A 17634-nucleotide genomic window follows, 5' to 3' on the forward strand; every position below is an offset into this window, starting at 1 on the left:
CAATAAATTAAACACATCTAGACAAACTATTTAGTGTTTTTTTTCACAATTACTAAAATGCTAAAAAGATATCACTTCATTCATTCTAGTTTTTCATTGAAAGATAAATCATTAGCTTTGTGTCCTGAAAACAAATACAAGAAACCTATGAAAAAGAATGTAAAAAAACTTTTCAGTGTAGGAATTTTCTGTCTTTCGCTTTATGCATTTGGACAAGAAAAGCCAATAACTGGTCGCGTAGTAGACAGTAACGGATTCCCTATACAAGATGCCTATGTGTATATAGAGGGATCTGACAAAGGTGTCTATACCGATGAAAATGGTAACTACAAAATTGATGCTCAAAAGGGTGATACTATTGCTTTTGAGTTCATTGGACTAGACACAAAAACTATTAAAGTTGGAAATGCAGATAAGTATGATGTAAAATTAGCATCTGGTGGTGCCGTAGCACTTGATGCCGTAACCCAAATGGGGTATCGTCAACTTTCTAAAAACGACCAAACAGGTAGTGTGGTGCAAATCAAATCTGAGGAATTGAATAAAGTACCTTTAACTTCTGTAGATCAAGCTTTGCAAGGGAAGGTAGCTGGACTTAACATAACAGGAAGTTCAGGGACACCAGGATCTGCTCAATACATCAGAATCCGTGGGGTGAACTCTATCAACGCTGGTAAAAACCCATTGTATGTAATCGATGGAGTTCCTGTGCAAGACCAAAACCCTGATGTAGATAAATCTAGGTCTGAAACATCTACAATCAGTCCTTTATCTTTAATTAGTAACAATGATATTGAAAGCATCACAGTATTGAAAGATGCATCGGCTACTGCTCCTTATGGTGCAAGAGGAGCTAATGGGGTAATCTTAATTACTACCAAATCTGGAAAAGCTGGAAAAACAAAATTTGCTTTCTCTTCTCGTTATGGATTTCAAAAATTAGCAACTCCATCTGTACCTATGCTAAACGCGGAACAGAGATACAAACTATTCCTAAATGCTTTAGAATACAATAAAACCGATGGAGATGGAAATCCTCTAACCGATACTTACAAGAAAAAGCTCATTGAAGATTACTATGGAGATTGGTTAGCAAATGGTAGACCTGATACTGACTGGGGAAAAATAGGCGAAAGAAATGTTGCCACTATACAAGACTATTCATTGAGCGCATCTGGAGGTGATAAAAATTCTAACTTTTTTGCTTCACTAGGATACAATAAAACTCAAGGTGTAATCATTGGATCAGATTTCAAGAGACTTTCAGGGAGACTTAATTATAGTAGAAAACTTACAGATAAGTTAGAGTTTTCAACAAACAATAGTGCATCAGATGCGATTCAAAATGGAATTGCAGAGCAAGGAGGTTACTTTAGCAACCCATTACTTATTAAATTTTTCTTACCTCCAACATCTCCTGCATACAATAAAGATGGAAGCCCTAATTTAGATTTATCTCTATACAATCCTTTGTATGTAGTCAGCCACGATGATATGGAAAAAGAATTATTACGCATATTCAGTAATAATTCATTAAAGTATGACATCAGCAACGATTTATACTTTAAAACACTCGTTTCCTTAGATTATCTCTTAAGCTCAAATAGAATATACTACAACCCTTTCCACGGAGAAGGTTTTGATCACAACGGGCAAGTGGAAAATGAAATTTATAGAGACTTTTTGTATAATGTACAAAACACTTTAAACTATAAAAAATCATTTGCTGGAGTTCATAATTTAAATTTAAGTTTAGTACAAGAATACCAAAAATTAAAAAAGTACAACTTAATCGGAAGAGGGAAAAATGTAGCTGAGCCAGGTAGAGTTTATTTGAATACAACTTCAAAATCTCCAGAAGCTACATCAGACTTTAAAGATAGAGCAACCCTTTCCTACATAGCCCTCGTTAACTATAGTTATGACAAACGCTATGTATTAGACTTTACTCTAAGAAGAGAAGGAGATTCTAGATTTGCCAAAGGACATAGATTTGGTACTTTCTATTCAGTAGGTGCTGCATGGAACTTGCACAATGAGGAATTTATGAAGTCTACTAATTTTGTGAATCTATTAAAACTTAGAGCATCATACGGACAAGTTGGTAACAGCGATATAGATTACAACCTATTCTTAAACGCTTTATTGCTTGATAGAAGCTATGATGGAAAAACAGCTGCCATTCCAGCATATTATGGAAATGATCAGTTGACTTGGGAAACTACTAACAATTTAGATGTAGGGGTAGACTTTGGTTTCTTTAAAAACAGATTGACTGGACAGGTAACTTACTTTGATAAAGAAGCTACCAACATGCTCTTTAGAAGATATTTACCTTACACATCTGGGTATCGTGAAAAATGGATAAACAATGGTAGAGTATCTAACAGAGGTTTTGAATTAGAATTAAACACAAAAATTATAAACTCTGAAAATGTACAATTAGATCTAAATCTAAATGGTACTATATTGAGAAATAGAGTACAAGAACTTGCTAAAGATTCAAAAGGAGAAGTTCTAAAAACACTAGACTCTACCTCTATGATTGATGAAGGACATGCTATTCGAGAATTTTATTTACCAGAATGGGCAGGTGTAAACCCAAAAACAGGAGCTCCACAATGGTATGTAAATAGAAACAAGTCTAATGAAATTACCGAGGTTTATTCTAAAGCAGACCAAGTGCCTTCTGGAAAAAGCCCAATTGCAACTCGTATGGCTGGAGTAGGTTTTAACCTTAAAGTTAAAAACTTCTTTGCTGGAGCTAATTTCTATTACTCAGGCGGAAACCAAATCTATGAAGATTGGGCTCAATATACATTGCAAAATGGACTTAATTCAGTCGCTTTTTACAATGGTAGAGAAGATCTAATTAATAGCTGGACACCTGATAATCCAAATACTGATTTCCCTAAAATTTATTTCGATAATGTAGGTAATTTCGGAGCACAACCATCAAGTAGATTATTATACGATGGAGATTATGTTAGATTACGAAATGCACAAATTGGATATAACCTTCCGTCTGAATGGGCTAAACAAATCGGTTTAGAAGCTGTTAGCTTTAATCTAACTGGTGTAAACTTATGGACTTGGGTAAAAGATAAAAGACTTAAATTTGACCCAGAAGTTAGACCAGATGGATGGACCAACTTAACAACTCCAACAATAAAATCAATAACATTTGGCGTTAATGTTAACTTTTAAAACTTTACAAAAATGAAAAAATATATAAAAATATTATCGCTTGTAGCTTTATCTACATTATCTGTATCATGTTCAGAGGATTCTTTAGATGCCGTAGCTACTACTCTAAAACCCGTTGATGATGTAAAGAACCTTAATGATGTTTCTATGGTTGTGAGAGGGGCACTAGATCGCTTGTCTAATCAGAATTATTACGGAAGATCTTTGCTTGTTTATGGAGAGCTTTACGCAGATAATGCTTATGCAAACGGAAACTCAGGAAGATACCTAAGTATTGGTAGTGGTAGATTAACTGTTACAAATGACTATGTAGCTAATTCTTGGGATGTCATCAACAAAGTAATTTCATCCTCAAACTTAGCAATCAACAAAAGAATTAGTGTATCTAAAGAAGAGGAAGAGCAATATAATGATTTATTAGGTCAAGCTTATTTTTACAGAGCATTAGCTCATTTCGATCTTCTCCGCTATTGGGGGCAACAAAATGTAGAACAAGGAGGTTTAGATGCTCTAGGAGTTCCTTATATAAAAATATTTCACCCAGAAGGAGAAACTATTGAAGTTAAAAGAGAAAGTGTAAGAGAGAATCTTAAAAATCTATATAGCGATTTAGATGAGGCTATAAAACTATTTGGTAACAATGATAAACCAAATACTTTCTATGCCAATAAATGGACTGCTAAGGCATTAAAAGCGCGTATTGCTTTATATTTCAAAGATTACGACCAAGTTCTTAGCAATGCAAACGAAATTATAAATTCAGGTAAATACAAAGTAGTAGGAGGTGAAGATTATGTAAAAAGCTGGAAAAATCCATCAAGTGACAACTGGTTATTTGCTATTTCTTATACAACAACCGATGAGCTAGGAAATGAAAGTATTTCTACCCTCTATCAAAATACAGGCTATGGAGACATTGTTCTACGCAAAGGGTTATTAAATACTATTTTCGACGATAGCGATATAAGAGGAAAATCTCCTATGATCTTAAAAGATGTAGAAAACAGAAGAGGAGAAAAATGGGATAGAATCTATGGAAAATATCCTAGAACAGCTCCGTCTGTTTACTCTTTACCTTTATTCAGATACGAAGAAATAATTCTTGACAAAGCAGAAGCTCTTTATTACAAAAATCAAAAGCAAGAAGCTATTGATCTGATAAATAATGAAATTTGCGCAAATCGTAACGCTAAAAAACTTACAGATTTATCTCAAGATATTTTAATCAAAGAGTGGAGAAAAGAATTTCTTTTCGAAGGAATGAGATTTACTACCCTTACTAGAAATGGGCTTGGTATTGAAAGTAGAAAAGTTCCTGCTGGAGATTTTAAATTAGCTTTCCCAATTCCAAGATGGGATAGAAACAACAACCCAAACATTGAACAAAACAAAGGTTATTAACCTAAACTTTCATGATGTTGAAGAGGAGTTTTTATAAAAGACTCCTCTTTTTTTATCTCCGCAAAAAACTATATATTTGCCAAAATTGAAATTTTAACCATTTATGAATTCACTTTATCCCATTTTGAAAACTTTCCACAGCTACTGGGCATTTGTTGTTGTGCTAGGAAGTTTATGTTTACTTATCACAAGTATTCTATTTTTTTTGAACAAAAAACCAATTAGTCTAGGTTTGAAAAAAATCTCATTGTACACGCTTATTTCCTTCCACATTCAGTTTTTGGTAGGAATTATATTGTACATGGTTTCTCCCATCGTGCAAGGTGCATGGGAAAGCGGCGTTGCAATGCAATCACCAAACAGACTTTATACGATAGAACATCCTTTTATGATGTTCACTGCCGTAATTTTAATCACAATTGCCAATGCTAAGCTCAAAAAGTCGCCAATGATAAAGGGGACTACCCTAGCCTTTATTGCACTTGCTTGTATCTGTTTCTACATGATTCCATGGACAGCTTGGTTGGGCTAAAAACTCGGTAAGATTTGTTAAATAAACACCACAGCGGTTAAATGGCATTGAGTTTGTTTACTATTTAACGACTAAATTGATAATGATGAAAAAATTGAAAGGAATGCGCGTGATGTTATTAGCCTTGGTAGCTGTATTAATTTCGGCATTTACCACGCTAAATGATTTTCACACCTCAACGACGAAGGTAGAGTTTAATCCAGGAAGCACTTCTATGACTTTTAGCTCTAAATTTGTAACAGAGGATTTAGTTAAAGCCATTGGCGTAGGGATTGAAAACGAAGCTAAATTCAACACCGCAGTAGAAAGATACTTAAGAAGCAATTTTATTGTAAAAATCAACGGAAATAGAGTAAATTATAATTACGCACAAGCACAAACTTCTCCTAAGGCTACAAGACTTTATTTCGAAGTGCCAAATGTTTCAAATGTTTCGACCATCGAAATCCGAAACGCGATGCTTGTAAACGAATTTGCAGATCAGCAGAACTTTATAAACTTTGATGTAAACAATAAGCGTGAATCTATTGTTACTAAAAAAGGAAGCGAATCTGGAAAAGTAAAATTTTAGAAATTAAATTAATCAAAAAAAGTAAAAGCCTCACAAAATTGTGAGGCTTTTATATTATATAAGTTCTATGTTGTGGTGTTTCAAAAATTATCTTACAACACGACCAGAACCGTCTCCACCCATTAGGTTTTCAACCTCGGCAACAGTTACTAAGTTATAGTCTCCGTACACAGTGTGTTTCAAGCAAGATGCAGCCACTGCAAAGTCTAATGCTTTTTGATCATCTTGTGGGTAAGTAAGCAATCCGTAGATCAAACCTCCCATAAATGAATCTCCACCACCTACTCTATCTACGATGTGAGTGATGTCGTATCTACGAGATTGGTATAATTTATCTGAATATAAACATCCACCCCAAGTGTTGTGGTTTGCGTTGATAGATCCACGAAGTGTGATGATTACTTTTTTAGCTCTTGGGAATTTTTGCATCAATTGTTGACAAACTGATTCAAATTCTGCTGCGTTTACTTCACCACCAGTGTGTTCTACTTCAAAACCTTCTGGTTTGATTCCAAATACTTTCTCAGCATCTTCCTCGTTTCCTAAAATGATGTCGCAACCTTCTACTAAAGCTGGCATAATTTCAGAAGCTTTTTTACCATATTTCCAAAGGTTTTTACGGTAGTTTAAGTCACAAGAAACAGTAACTCCCATTTCGTTTGCTACTTTAATAGCCTCTAAACAAGTATCTGCTGCACCTTGAGAAAGTGCTGGAGTAATACCTGTCCAGTGGAACCACTGAGCATCTTTAAACACCTCTCTCCAGTTGATCATACCAGGCTTAATTTCTGCAATGGCAGAGTTTGCACGATCATACACAACTTTTGAAGGACGAGCTACAGCACCAGTTTCCAAGAAATAGATCCCTACACGGTCTCCACCTCTTAAAATGTTTTCAGTACCTACTTTGTATTTTCTTAAATCAGAAATACACCATTCAGCGATGTCGTTTTTAGGCAATTGAGTTACAAATTCCACTGGAATTCCATAATTTGCAAGCGAAACCGCAACATTAGCCTCACCTCCACCAAAAGTGGCATTCAAGCTACTAGATTGAATGAAACGCTGATACCCTGGGGTAGCCAAACGCAGCATTACTTCACCAAAAGTTACTACTTTTTTCTGCATAAAATATTGTATTTTTTCTAGTTATAAGATTGATAAGCAAAGTTAGTGTTTTTTTTACTCATATCTAATTTTTTATGCTAAAATTAGCGTTCTAAAAGGCTTTATATGCTAAATCTCATAAAAAATAGGGCTAAAATGCGTTTTTTGATATTTTTTTCAGGCTTAAAATTTCAAATCACCCCAAGCTTATAAATTTTTCTATTCAAAATTCTTGTTCAAAAGTTTTTTGATAACTTCCACGAAAAATAAAAATATAATTTCCGCTTAAATCATTTTTTTTTACGAATTTTGTGTCTTAATGTTTATAAGGTAATTTTCAACCCTAAACCATAAGCAGAAATAATGAGTGATGCAATCAAGCACGAGTGTGGTATCGCACTTTTACGCCTTCTAAAACCCCTTTCCTATTACAAAGAAAAATACGGAAACGCCTTCTACGGCGTAGATAAAATGTACCTAATGCTGGAAAAACAGCACAACCGCGGACAAGATGGGGCGGGTCTAGCGAGTATTAAATTAGGTATGCAACCTGGCGAAAGATACATAAGCCGAGCCAGATCTAATAGCGACAGCCCTATAAAAGATGTCTTTACGCAAGTAAATGAGAGTATCGCTCGCCGTATCGAGGAGAATCCAGAAGCCATTCACGATATGGAAATGCTTAAAAAAGTAGCTCCATACATAGGCGAAGTGTTTTTAGGGCATGTGCGTTATGGAACTTATGGCGAGAATAGCATTGAGGCAGTGCACCCTTTTTTGAGGCAAAATAATTGGAAAACGCGCAATCTCCTAGTGGCTGGTAACTTTAACTTAACGAATGTGGATGAGCAGTTTCAAAACCTCATCGACTTGGGGCAGCACCCTAAGGCCAAGGCCGATACCGTTACGGTGATGGAGAAAATCGGGCACTTCCTAGATGAGCAAGTCAACGAATTATATTACGAACTTAAGAAAGAAGGCTACACCAAACGCGAAGCCTCTGCCGAGATAGAAAACCGCATCAAGGTTTCAAAAATCTTGGCGCGTTCGGCCAAAAACTGGGACGGTGGTTATGCCATGGCAGGGCTTTTTGGGCACGGCGATGCATTTGTATTGCGAGACCCAGCAGGAATTCGCCCTGCGTATTATTATGTAGACGACGAAATCGCTATTGTAGCTTCTGAACGCCCAGTGATTCAAACAGTGTTTAATGTAAGTTTTAATCATGTTAAAGAATTAAACCCTGGAGAAGCCATCATTATTAAACATTATGGCGAAGTAAAATTCAGACAAATTCTTGAGCCACTGGAAAGAAAATCTTGTTCGTTTGAGCGTATTTATTTCTCTCGTGGTAGCGACGCCGAGATTTACGAAGAAAGAAAAGATTTAGGCAGATTGCTCATTGATCAAGTGATGGAGGCCATAGACGGAGATATTCACAACACGGTATTTTCTTATATTCCAAACACGGCAGAAGCATCATATTTTGGACTCGTAGAAGCCGCCAACGACGAGCTTAATCACGAGAAAACCCAAATGATTATGCAGGAGAAAGAAGACATTACTGATAAACGAATCAAGGAAATTCTTTCTACTAAATTACGCTCAGAAAAAATCGCCATTAAAGATGCCAAACTGCGTACATTCATTACACAAGATAATGCACGCGATGATATGGTGGCACATGTCTACGATGTTACTTATGGGGTGGTGAAACCTACGGATAATTTAGTCATCATAGATGATAGTATCGTGCGCGGAACCACGCTTAAAAACAGTATTATTCGAATTTTAGACAGAGTGCACCCTAAGCGTATTGTGGTAGTTTCATCGGCACCACAAATCCGTTATCCAGATTGCTACGGGATTGATATGGCTCGCCTTGAAAACTTAATCGCTTTTGTGGCGGCAGAAGCCTTGCACAGAGAACGCGGCACCGAGCATCTTATTACAGAAATATACCAAAAATGCAAATCCGAGGTGGGCAAGCCAGACAAGGAAGTTACCAATTATGTAAAAGAATTCTACGCTCCGTTTACCGACGAGGAGATTTCAAACAAAATTGCAGAATTACTTACGACTGATGACATCAATGCCGAGGTGAAAATCATCTTCCAATCGGTGGAAAATCTGCACAAAGCTTGCCCTAAAAACTTGGGTGACTGGTATTTCACAGGAAACTACCCTACCCCAGGCGGAAACCGTGTGGCAAACAAGGCTTTCATCAATTATTATGAAGGAAATAAAGAAAGAGCTTATTAAAATTTAAAACTAAAAAATCCAACGCAATAAAAATCAATCAAAAAAATGGAAAAAAAAGATTTCTTATACGAGGGGAAAGCGAAACAAATTTACGCTACTAAAAACCCTAACCAAGTCATTGTTCACTATAAAGACGACGCTACGGCTTTCAACGCTCAGAAAAAAGGAACCGTGGAGTCTAAAGGCGAAATGAATAATAAAATCACAACGCTTATTTATAAATATTTAGCCGAAAAAGGGATTCCTACGCACTACATCGAAACTCTAAACGACAGAGAGCAATTGGTAACCAAAGTGAAAATTCTGCCTATCGAAGTCGTAGTAAGAAACTATGTGGCAGGAAGCATGGCACAACGCCTTGGCTTGGAAGAAGGCGGAAAATGCCCAATTACCGTTTTTGATTTATGCTATAAAAAAGATGAATTAGGCGACCCGCTTATCAACGATTATCACGCAATTTTATTAGGTGTAGCTACACGCGAAGATTTGGACGAATTGTATGCTTTAACCGATAAAATCAACGAATTATTAAAAGAATTATTCCTAAAAGCGAATTTAATTTTAGCCGATTTCAAAATTGAATTTGGCAAAACATCTGAAGGCAAAATCGTATTGGCAGACGAAATCAGCCCGGATACTTGCCGCCTTTGGGACAAAGATACGCTTAAGAAATTAGACAAAGACCGCTTCCGTAGAGATCTTGGAGAAGTAACAGAAGCTTATCTTGAAGTGTATGACAGACTTAAAAAAGCCCTTGCATAATTTATTAAAACTAAAAACATGAGCACATCTTACAAAGACGCTGGCGTAAACAAAGAAGAAGGATACCAAACGGTACACAAAATCAAAGATGCAGTAGCCCAAACACACACTCCCAATGTATTAAATGGGATTGGCTCCTTTGGTGCATTCTACGAACTTGGAAACTACAAAAATCCCGTTTTGGTAAGTGGAGCCGACGGCGTGGGGACTAAACTTCGCATCGCACTAGATGTTAAGAAATACGACACCGTAGGGATTGATTGTTTTGCCATGTGTGCCAACGATATTTTGTGCCACGGCGCCAAACCTTTGTTCTTCTTGGATTACCTCGCTTGCGGAAAACTAGACAGCAATGTAGCCGCCGAAATCGTGGGTGGCATCGTAAAAGCTTGTAAAGAAACCAATTGCTCGCTCATCGGTGGAGAAACTGCTGAAATGCCGGGCATGTACGAAATCGGGGATTATGATGTAGCAGGATTCTGCGTGGGCGTGGTAGAGAAAGACGAAATCATCGACGGGTCTAAAATCAAGGCAAATGATGTTTTAATCGCATTGCCATCAAGCGGGTTCCATAGCAATGGTTTTTCTTTAATAAGAAAAGTTTTTACCGATTTCAACGAAGAATGGAACGGAAAACCTTTGTACGAAACGCTTTTAGTCCCAACCAAATTATATGGAGCTACCATTAATTCTTTGCTTGAAAAACACACAATCAACGGGATTGCACATATCACAGGTGGTGGATTAATTGAAAATGTACCGAGAATTTTGCCTAAAGGTTTGGGCGTAGAAATTCAAAAATCAAGCATTAAAGTCCCTGCCATCATGCAAGAATTACAAAAGAGAGCCAACATCGCAGAAGACGAAATGTTTGGAACCTTCAACATGGGTGTGGGAATGGTACTTGCCGTTTCGCCAGACCAAGCCGAAGCCGTTATCAAATCCTTGAAATCTTTGGGCGAAGAAGCTTACGAAATCGGAAAAGTGGTAGAAAGCGACCAACCAATCGTTTTGCTTTAATCCAAAAAAATTAGTTTAATTAAATAGGAAATACGTTCACTTTTTGGGCGTATTTTTTTATCTTTAAACTTTAATTAAAAATAGAAAGCCATGAAAGAAATATCGCTTAAGGAAGCCGAAAAACGCATGGAAGCCTGCGAAGAGGATTTAAAAGTGTTGCAAGACTTTAATCAAGCTATGGATCGCATTGCAAAAAACATAGCTCTGCTCGATGAATATTACGGAAATCAATATTTAAAAGATGTGCAGAATCCTGCGAATAAAGATGTGTATTCTGCCGTATTGAGCGAAGATGGCATTTGGAACCTCCTTGCCGAAATCCATTGGGAGAAAATCGATATTCTCAAGAAAATTGTGAAAGATTTACGCTAAAATTCGTTCCGAAAAAAAACGAATTTAATCAATAAATTTATGCCAAAAGCAAGCATCTCTACACACGGGAGCGTTCCCATCTTGCGATGCGAACGCTCCCGTGTTCAAATGCGAACGCCCCCGTGATCGCACGGGGGCGTTCGCATAACTTGACGGAGGCGTTCCCGCAGACTGACGCGAACGCCCGCGTATAAACTGGCGGGCGCACCCATCGAATAAGTTGTTTTTTTAGATACAAAAAAGACTATTTAACAAAGTGCTTGTTGAATAGTTCCTTTTGATTCTTTACTAATTATCTAATTTGTCTTTAATCTGATAAAACCTCAACATCGCTAAACTCAAAATAAAGCCGCAGATGCTAGCGCCTCCGCCAATGATGGCAGAAAGGTTCTCTGCCGAGAAAAATCCAAACTGCGTATTATACAACACAATATTGAAGATTAATGCGGCTAAAAAGAAGATTAAAAAAATGAGTGCTACATATTTCTTTTTCATACAAAATTCGATTTTTATATATTTTTGATTAAATCACTACATGCTACCGCAATTTCGCGTTGGTGTTCTTCGTTGATTCCAGCGTATTGTGCCATTTGCACTTTTTGATGTAGGGCTTGCCAAGTCATAGCAAAATCGTCGTTTTTATGCATTTTTAAAATGGCTATCGCTTCGTCTTCAGACTTAGTACTTGGGTCTTGACTATACAGCTGAACTATTTCTTGCAAAATGCGTTCAGTCTCACGGTAAAACTCCTCACCCGTGTGATTTGCCGTTACATTGTTCCAATCGTTTTTAATATCTTTTGCCGTGATGATTGGTTTCTCTTCTTGCTCTATTTCTTTTTTCTTTCTAAAGAATAAGAAGAACAATGGTATTATTAAGATTATAGAACCTAAACCCACAGCCCATGGCCACCAGCTGGCAGCTTCCTTATTTTCTACTTCGTGAGCAGCGTCCTCTAACGAATTTTGAGACGATTGCTCAAGTCTTGGTGAATTGCTTCGCATTGCCTCTCGTGGCGTATCCAATGTTGCGATACTATCCACAGGCACTGCCATAGCCAGAGAATCCTCCAAATTTATATTTTCATTGGGTTCTCCCTCTACCTGCACCTGCTCTGCGTTGGAATGCAAGGTAACATATTTCTTTTTATCTAAATCAAAATAAGCAAACTCCACCGATGGAATATCATAAGTTCCTCCGTATTGTGGCACCACGACATAGCTATCCACTATTTTTCCTTTTTCGGTTCCGTTAAGTGGCTTAAATGCCTCTCTACGGCGTGGTGGGTATACTTCTAGTTCTTTGTTTAGTTTAAGTTTTGGAAGATTTATGGTAGAAAAACTTCCTTCGCCCTCAAGCTCTACCTCGATTTCAAAGGCTTTATTCTGTCTTAAATTCTTTTTCTGCACATAAGTTTTCAAAACAAAATTTCCTACCGCTCCATTGAAGGTTTTAGGTGCATTGGCGGGTAAACTTTTTACTTCTATGCTTTTTTCTGGCGAGTATAATTCCACGATTTTTTCGTCAAAAAGATCGATTGGAATCGCTACATGAATTAAAAATGGACGAATTTCTAAAGTGCCCGTTTTTTGAGGTAGAAGTAAATATTTTCCTACAACTTCAGACACATAAATCTGGTTGTTGAACACTTCTTGTTTAATGTCGCGATAATCATTGTTTGGCAAATTGATTTGCTTTACCTCAAAGTTATCCAGAATCGGAGCTCCTACATCTGATCGCCTACGCAGAGCCTCAAAAGATTTGGCATAGAGCTTAAGCGTAGCATAAATAGGCTCGTTGGGAAAAACTGAATGTTGAGATAAATCTAAATCCAAAAACACCAATTGATTGCCGTAATTATTTCGTTGCGTCACGCGCGGAGCATCGGTCACCATGATTTGCACGGGCGAAGTTTCATAAAGACGATGATTGATCTTTATCGAAGCACGACCTATTTTGATTTTACCTTTTTTCTCGGCTCGCAAAAGAATGGTCTCGATATGCTGAATCGTTTTTTCTCCGTTGATAATATTGATTTGTTGCCCTTGTCGGCGACCTATCATTTTTAAGCCATTGAACGAAGGGTATTTTATGCTTCCCACATCGGCATTATCTCCCAGCGTTACGATAAAATTTAGCTCAAAATCCTCTCCTTCTTGCACGCGATCCTTGTTGGGAACTGCCGTAAAGGAATACTGACCGTAGCCGAAACAGCTCAGTAAACTAAACAGTGCAAAGAGATATTTTTCTATTCTCATAATAATCTACCAGTCTTTAGACTTTCTGCCCGCTTTGGCTCTACTTTCGCCCATCATCATTCTTCTTTTAGTCATTTTCTCCTGCTCTTGTAGAGCTTTTAAGCGATTAGCTTGTCTTTCTTTTTCCAAAAAATCCTGTGGGCTACCATTGGGCTTTTCTTCCTGTTCTGGAGCTTGCGGCATTTGGTCGTTTTGTCCTTTGCCTTGCTCGCCATTGTTTTCACCTTTTTGGTCGCCTTTATCTTTTTCTGGATTATCTTTTTTCTGCTGTTGGTCTTTATCAGGATTTTCCTGCTGTTCTTTGTCGTCTTTTTGTTGTTGCTCTAATTTTTGTTTTAAAGCTTGCAGTTTCTTGCTATCTGGAAACTTCTCTAGCCCTTCGGTAACGCGGCTCAGTGCCTCACTATTTTTATTCTGCAAAAAAAGGTTTGCCGATGATACAAAATACTCCTCGCTTGTCTGGGCATAGCCCCAAACAAATGATAAAAAAACGAGCAAACTGAGTATTCTTTTCATAGCTGCATTACTTTAAGCTGTCTAATATAGTGATTTCTTGCAATTTGTTGATGTAATTTTCGAAATGTTTAACGGTTGAATCTTTTGCCATGGCTCCCTGCATCAACTGCAAAGCTTGATTAAATAAGCCTTTTTCGGCTAAAGCATCGGCTTGAGCTTTAATTTTTTTAGCAAATTCCGAAGGCTTGAGCAAGTCCTTTGGATTGGTATTTTTATTCTTACTTTTCAGTTTTATGGCTAAAGCTAAATTGTATCGTGTGGCATCTGCTTTAGGATCGATGCGGAGTGCTTTTTTATACGATTTTATCGCTTGGTCATAATTTTTCTGCTGCATGTAGCTATTGCCTAAATTATGATATGAGGCAACTTTGTCTTTAGCACTGGAGCTATAATCTGCAGCTTTTTGAAAATGTGTTACAGCCTTTTGATATTGCTTGGTCTGGTAATATGCATCGCCTAAATTAAAATTAGCTTTTACATTATTTGCATTAGAAATGAGCACTTTAGAATATTCTACAATTGCCGATTCGTAATTTTTGTCTTCGTAAAACCTATTTCCTTTAGCGATAGCTTCCCTCTCTTGTAAAGTTTGTGCAAAAGAAAAATGCAGGCAGATTACAAGGCTTAAAAAAAGGATTTTCTTCAGCACTAAGGGCGTAAATATCTTCATTCTCGTTACCACAAATTTAATCTTTTCCCCATTTAGTCGGTGTTAAAGTATATATAAATAAAAATAAAAGCGATAATGCTACAAAATATTGAAATTGTTGTTTTTTATTTCTGCTCGAAATCTCTGTCGATGATTTCTTCTCCAAGTCGCTCAAAGCGGCATTTAGCTTTTTAATCGCTTGGTTCACACTTTCAATTTTAATGTAAGCTCCTTGTGATTTTTCGGCAATTTTACGCAACTCCTCGCCATGAAAACTTGACAAAACGGTTTTCCCATTATCATCTGTTTTGTATTCCATCGCGCCATAAGAATCATACATTGGGATTGGCACAGGACTATCGCCACCTATTCCCATAGTAAAAATCTCGGTGTGTTGTTCTTTAGCTTTTTCTATGGCATCTGAGATGCCTTCTTCGTGGTCTTCGCCATCAGAAATCAAAATAATGGCTTTGGAAGTCTCTGGGTTTTTACCTAAAATTTGCAATGATTTATCTATCGCAGCCGAGAAATTAGTCCCTTGGTTCCAAAGTAAATCTGTATCCAATGCCGAAACCGAAGAATTAAGCGATGTATAATCGGTAGTGAGCGGAGACATAGCATATGCCTCTCCTGCAAAAACAACCAAACCCACACGATCGCCCCCTAATTGATTCAGAAAACTGTGGATAAATTTTTTAGCCTTATCTATTCTCGAAGGTGCAATGTCTTCGGCGTTCATGCTATTGGACAAATCCAGCGCAAAAACCAAATCTATGCCTTCTCGTTTAAGTTTTTGTTCTTCCTCGCCCCATTGTGGCCCCATCAAGGCAATCGTCATAAAAAACAGGGCTAAAAGCAAGAAAATATTTTTAATTTGTAAAAATCTAGAACTTTGCCCTTTCAACAATTGCGGTACCAAATGCGGATCGGCAAAGGAGCGCAACGCACGCTTACGCCATTGCCACAAACGCCACAAAAAGTAAGCGGCAAGTACCACGGCTATAAAAAGCATACCATATGCGGGAGTGCTAAAACTCATTCTGTCAATTGTTTAAAAATTAAAGTTCTACAAAGGATTTCTATACACAGCAAAATAAATGCCCACACGACAAATGCACGATAATATTCGGTGTAGTCGTAATATTTAGTTTCGTTGATTTTTGATTTCTCTAATTGATTAATTTCTTCGTAAATGGCTTTAAGTCGCTCATTGTCGGTAGCTCTAAAATACAAACCATTAGCATTATTGGCAATGTATTTTAGCAAATTCTCGTCTAATTTTAATTTGCTCTGCGGAATGTTTTCTGCACCAATCGGCGGCAAAACATAATCGGTAGTCCCAATCCCAATGGTATAGACTTTAATTCCTTTTTCTTTGGCAATTTTGGTCGCTTCTTGCGGACTTATGTAAACTGCATTAGAGTCATAATAGTTCACATCTTCGCCCCCATCGGTAATGAGCAAAACGACTTTGCTTTTGGCTTGGGAATGCTCCAAATGATTAATCGCTGTTGCCAAGCCCACTCCTATTGCCGTACCTGGAATCAAATTGTCATCATTGTCTAAATCTTTCACCGCTTGCACCAGCACCGATTTATCTGTCGTGAGTGGCACAGTATTTACCGCACTTCCTGAATAAATCACCACACCAATTCTATCGGTTTGGCGTTTTTTCACAAAATCTTCTGCCACGGATTTCAGCGCGTCTAGACGCGTTGGTTTTAAATCTCGCGCAAGCATACTCAGCGAGACATCTACCACCATCATAATATCTACCCCTTCGTCGGAACGCACATGTGTGCTGATTTCTATCTTGCGCGGACGAGCCAAAGCGATGATTAATAAACTTATGGCTAAAAGTCGCAAAGCATACAAGGCGGGCTGCATCCATCGATACCAAGAATCGCCCGAACGAAATGCCGATAGACTTGGCATTTGCAATGCTTGATTTTGCTTTTTTCGATGCAACAAGCGTACTAGTAGCATCAGCGGAACCAATGCTAAAAGTAATAAAAACCAAGGATTTGCAAATTCTATATGGCTCATTTTTTTAAATATGGTCTTTTACTTCCTCGACCAAAGGTTTTGTTTTTTCAATAATTTTTTCTGCCCAATCTCTGTAAAATGCATTTTTTTCTGGACTTAAAGTTGCTTTGGCGTATTTCACGCGGTCGGCATCGGTCAAGAAATTGTATAATTCGGCACTTTCTTCTTGGGTTAAAAATTCTTTGTTTTTCATATAATCGGGCAAATCCGTGCTAAGCAAAGCTTGGGCAGGAAACTCGAATCGGCGCGAAAAATAACGACGCACAATGAAACTTAAATCAGTATAATATTGATTAAATTCTTGTTTTTCTAATAATCCTAAAGCATCTAATTTCTTTAAATTCTGCAAAGCTTCCTCATACGGTGGCAAAAGCGGTGTGCTGATGTATCGCTTGCGGCGTAGCTCCTTTAAATACAAAAAAGCAACAATCAAAAGTGCGATGAGCATAATGCCACCCACAATCATATACCAAAGGTATTTTTTGTTACGATCCCACCACGAAATATGCTCTGGCATAATCGTTTTTATGGGATACATTTTTTGCAAAGTGGTATCAATAGCGGGCATTTCCACACCGAGTTCTCGCGTGTCTGAAAGTACTGTTTTGCCATTTATTACATAAGGCAAGGATTTAACCAAAAAATTGCCTTCTTCAAAGCCCGTGAGCGTAATTATTTGTTTGTATTTTTTTTGATTACCCTCTCGCACCGAATCAATTTTTTTATTGACGATTTCTAAATATTTTCCAAGCGAATCGCCAAGCATCGGCAATTCCACTTTGGCATCGCTCGGGGTTTTAAATTCAATTTGTAAACTTGCTGTGTCCCCGATTAAAATTCTATCGGGCGACAATTGGGTGTAAACCTGTGCCCAAACTGGAAAAGCCAAAAGACAAACGATGATATGTAAAATCCTATTTTTCATGGTTTT

Annotated in this window: 16 protein-coding genes; 8 read left to right on the forward strand and 8 right to left on the reverse strand. The window is 37.5% G+C overall.

Annotated elements, in window-relative coordinates; all coding sequences use genetic code 11:
- Positions 1–147: 147 nt before the first annotated feature.
- The 4 genes from ORNRH_RS04370 (at position 148) to ORNRH_RS04385 (ending at position 5711) form a co-directional block, all read left to right on the forward strand.
- Complete coding sequence (locus ORNRH_RS04370; RefSeq protein ID WP_036601308.1) at positions 148–3207, forward strand: SusC/RagA family TonB-linked outer membrane protein; 3060 nt, start codon at positions 148–150, stop codon at positions 3205–3207.
- Positions 3208–3219: 12 nt separating this feature from the next.
- Positions 3220–4608: a RagB/SusD family nutrient uptake outer membrane protein gene (locus tag ORNRH_RS04375; protein ID WP_014790699.1), complete on the forward strand. Its 1389-nt coding sequence runs from the start codon at positions 3220–3222 to the stop codon at positions 4606–4608.
- Between the two features lie 103 nt (positions 4609–4711).
- A complete protein-coding gene (locus ORNRH_RS04380) occupies positions 4712–5140 on the forward strand; it encodes a hypothetical protein (RefSeq protein ID WP_014790700.1) in 429 nt (142 codons plus the stop codon).
- Positions 5141–5225: 85 nt separating this feature from the next.
- On the forward strand, positions 5226–5711 hold the full coding sequence (locus tag ORNRH_RS04385) for a DUF6702 family protein (protein ID WP_038557198.1): 486 nt from the start codon (positions 5226–5228) through the stop codon (positions 5709–5711).
- Positions 5712–5798: 87 nt separating this feature from the next.
- Here the strand turns inward: ORNRH_RS04385 and ORNRH_RS04390 are convergent, their stop codons facing one another.
- Positions 5799–6839, reverse strand: a complete 1041-nt coding sequence (locus ORNRH_RS04390) for a sugar kinase (RefSeq protein WP_014790702.1) — start codon at positions 6837–6839, stop codon at positions 5799–5801.
- A gap of 342 nt (positions 6840–7181) precedes the next feature.
- On the opposite strand from ORNRH_RS04390, the gene ORNRH_RS04395 reads away from it, so the two are divergent.
- From ORNRH_RS04395 to ORNRH_RS04410, 4 genes are all read left to right on the forward strand, one after another.
- On the forward strand, positions 7182–9080 hold the full coding sequence (locus tag ORNRH_RS04395) for an amidophosphoribosyltransferase (protein ID WP_014790703.1): 1899 nt from the start codon (positions 7182–7184) through the stop codon (positions 9078–9080).
- Between the two features lie 45 nt (positions 9081–9125).
- Positions 9126–9842, forward strand: a complete 717-nt coding sequence (purC, locus tag ORNRH_RS04400) for a phosphoribosylaminoimidazolesuccinocarboxamide synthase (RefSeq protein WP_014790704.1) — start codon at positions 9126–9128, stop codon at positions 9840–9842.
- Between the two features lie 18 nt (positions 9843–9860).
- Entirely contained in the window at positions 9861–10862 is a 1002-nt protein-coding gene (gene purM / locus ORNRH_RS04405; RefSeq protein WP_014790705.1) for a phosphoribosylformylglycinamidine cyclo-ligase, read from the forward strand.
- A gap of 90 nt (positions 10863–10952) precedes the next feature.
- Positions 10953–11234, forward strand: a complete 282-nt coding sequence (locus tag ORNRH_RS04410) for a DUF4298 domain-containing protein (RefSeq protein WP_014790706.1) — start codon at positions 10953–10955, stop codon at positions 11232–11234.
- A gap of 288 nt (positions 11235–11522) precedes the next feature.
- On the opposite strand, the gene ORNRH_RS04415 is transcribed toward ORNRH_RS04410, so the two are convergent.
- The 7 genes from ORNRH_RS04415 to ORNRH_RS04445 are packed head-to-tail and all read right to left on the reverse strand — an operon-like array spanning position 11523 to position 17628.
- Positions 11523–11729 carry a hypothetical protein gene (locus tag ORNRH_RS04415; protein WP_014790707.1) on the reverse strand — a complete coding sequence of 69 codons (207 nt, stop codon included), beginning with the start codon at positions 11727–11729 and terminating at the stop codon, positions 11523–11525.
- Between the two features lie 14 nt (positions 11730–11743).
- Positions 11744–13492, reverse strand: coding sequence for a BatD family protein (locus ORNRH_RS04420; protein WP_014790708.1), 1749 nt, complete (start codon positions 13490–13492; stop codon positions 11744–11746).
- Between the two features lie 6 nt (positions 13493–13498).
- Positions 13499–14008, reverse strand: coding sequence for a hypothetical protein (locus ORNRH_RS04425; RefSeq protein WP_014790709.1), 510 nt, complete (start codon positions 14006–14008; stop codon positions 13499–13501).
- A 7-nt stretch (positions 14009–14015) separates the two neighbouring features.
- Entirely contained in the window at positions 14016–14678 is a 663-nt protein-coding gene (locus ORNRH_RS04430; protein WP_052040726.1) for a tetratricopeptide repeat protein, read from the reverse strand.
- A gap of 16 nt (positions 14679–14694) precedes the next feature.
- Positions 14695–15696, reverse strand: coding sequence for a vWA domain-containing protein (locus ORNRH_RS04435; RefSeq protein WP_014790710.1), 1002 nt, complete (start codon positions 15694–15696; stop codon positions 14695–14697).
- Positions 15693–16703 carry a vWA domain-containing protein gene (locus ORNRH_RS04440; protein ID WP_014790711.1) on the reverse strand — a complete coding sequence of 337 codons (1011 nt, stop codon included), beginning with the start codon at positions 16701–16703 and terminating at the stop codon, positions 15693–15695. The genes ORNRH_RS04435 and ORNRH_RS04440 overlap by 4 nt, the downstream gene beginning before the upstream one ends.
- A gap of 4 nt (positions 16704–16707) precedes the next feature.
- A complete protein-coding gene (locus ORNRH_RS04445) occupies positions 16708–17628 on the reverse strand; it encodes a DUF4381 family protein (protein ID WP_014790712.1) in 921 nt (306 codons plus the stop codon).
- Between the last annotated feature and the right edge of the window lie 6 nt (positions 17629–17634).

The sequence above is a fragment of the Ornithobacterium rhinotracheale DSM 15997 genome, assembly GCF_000265465.1.
Classification (GTDB): Bacteria; Bacteroidota; Bacteroidia; order Flavobacteriales; family Weeksellaceae; genus Ornithobacterium; species Ornithobacterium rhinotracheale.

Coding starts and splice junctions, on each gene's coding strand:
- ORNRH_RS04370 (WP_036601308.1), top strand. CDS start 148: ATGAAAAAGAATGTAAAAAAACTTTTCAGTGTAGGAATTTTCTGTCTT.
- ORNRH_RS04375 (WP_014790699.1), top strand. CDS start 3,220: ATGAAAAAATATATAAAAATATTATCGCTTGTAGCTTTATCTACATTA.
- ORNRH_RS04380 (WP_014790700.1), top strand. CDS start 4,712: ATGAATTCACTTTATCCCATTTTGAAAACTTTCCACAGCTACTGGGCA.
- ORNRH_RS04385 (WP_038557198.1), top strand. CDS start 5,226: ATGAAAAAATTGAAAGGAATGCGCGTGATGTTATTAGCCTTGGTAGCT.
- ORNRH_RS04390 (WP_014790702.1), bottom strand. CDS start 6,839: ATGCAGAAAAAAGTAGTAACTTTTGGTGAAGTAATGCTGCGTTTGGCT.
- ORNRH_RS04395 (WP_014790703.1), top strand. CDS start 7,182: ATGAGTGATGCAATCAAGCACGAGTGTGGTATCGCACTTTTACGCCTT.
- purC (WP_014790704.1), top strand. CDS start 9,126: ATGGAAAAAAAAGATTTCTTATACGAGGGGAAAGCGAAACAAATTTAC.
- purM (WP_014790705.1), top strand. CDS start 9,861: ATGAGCACATCTTACAAAGACGCTGGCGTAAACAAAGAAGAAGGATAC.
- ORNRH_RS04410 (WP_014790706.1), top strand. CDS start 10,953: ATGAAAGAAATATCGCTTAAGGAAGCCGAAAAACGCATGGAAGCCTGC.
- ORNRH_RS04415 (WP_014790707.1), bottom strand. CDS start 11,729: ATGAAAAAGAAATATGTAGCACTCATTTTTTTAATCTTCTTTTTAGCC.
- ORNRH_RS04420 (WP_014790708.1), bottom strand. CDS start 13,492: ATGAGAATAGAAAAATATCTCTTTGCACTGTTTAGTTTACTGAGCTGT.
- ORNRH_RS04425 (WP_014790709.1), bottom strand. CDS start 14,008: ATGAAAAGAATACTCAGTTTGCTCGTTTTTTTATCATTTGTTTGGGGC.
- ORNRH_RS04430 (WP_052040726.1), bottom strand. CDS start 14,678: ATGAAGATATTTACGCCCTTAGTGCTGAAGAAAATCCTTTTTTTAAGC.
- ORNRH_RS04435 (WP_014790710.1), bottom strand. CDS start 15,696: ATGAGTTTTAGCACTCCCGCATATGGTATGCTTTTTATAGCCGTGGTA.
- ORNRH_RS04440 (WP_014790711.1), bottom strand. CDS start 16,703: ATGAGCCATATAGAATTTGCAAATCCTTGGTTTTTATTACTTTTAGCA.
- ORNRH_RS04445 (WP_014790712.1), bottom strand. CDS start 17,628: ATGAAAAATAGGATTTTACATATCATCGTTTGTCTTTTGGCTTTTCCA.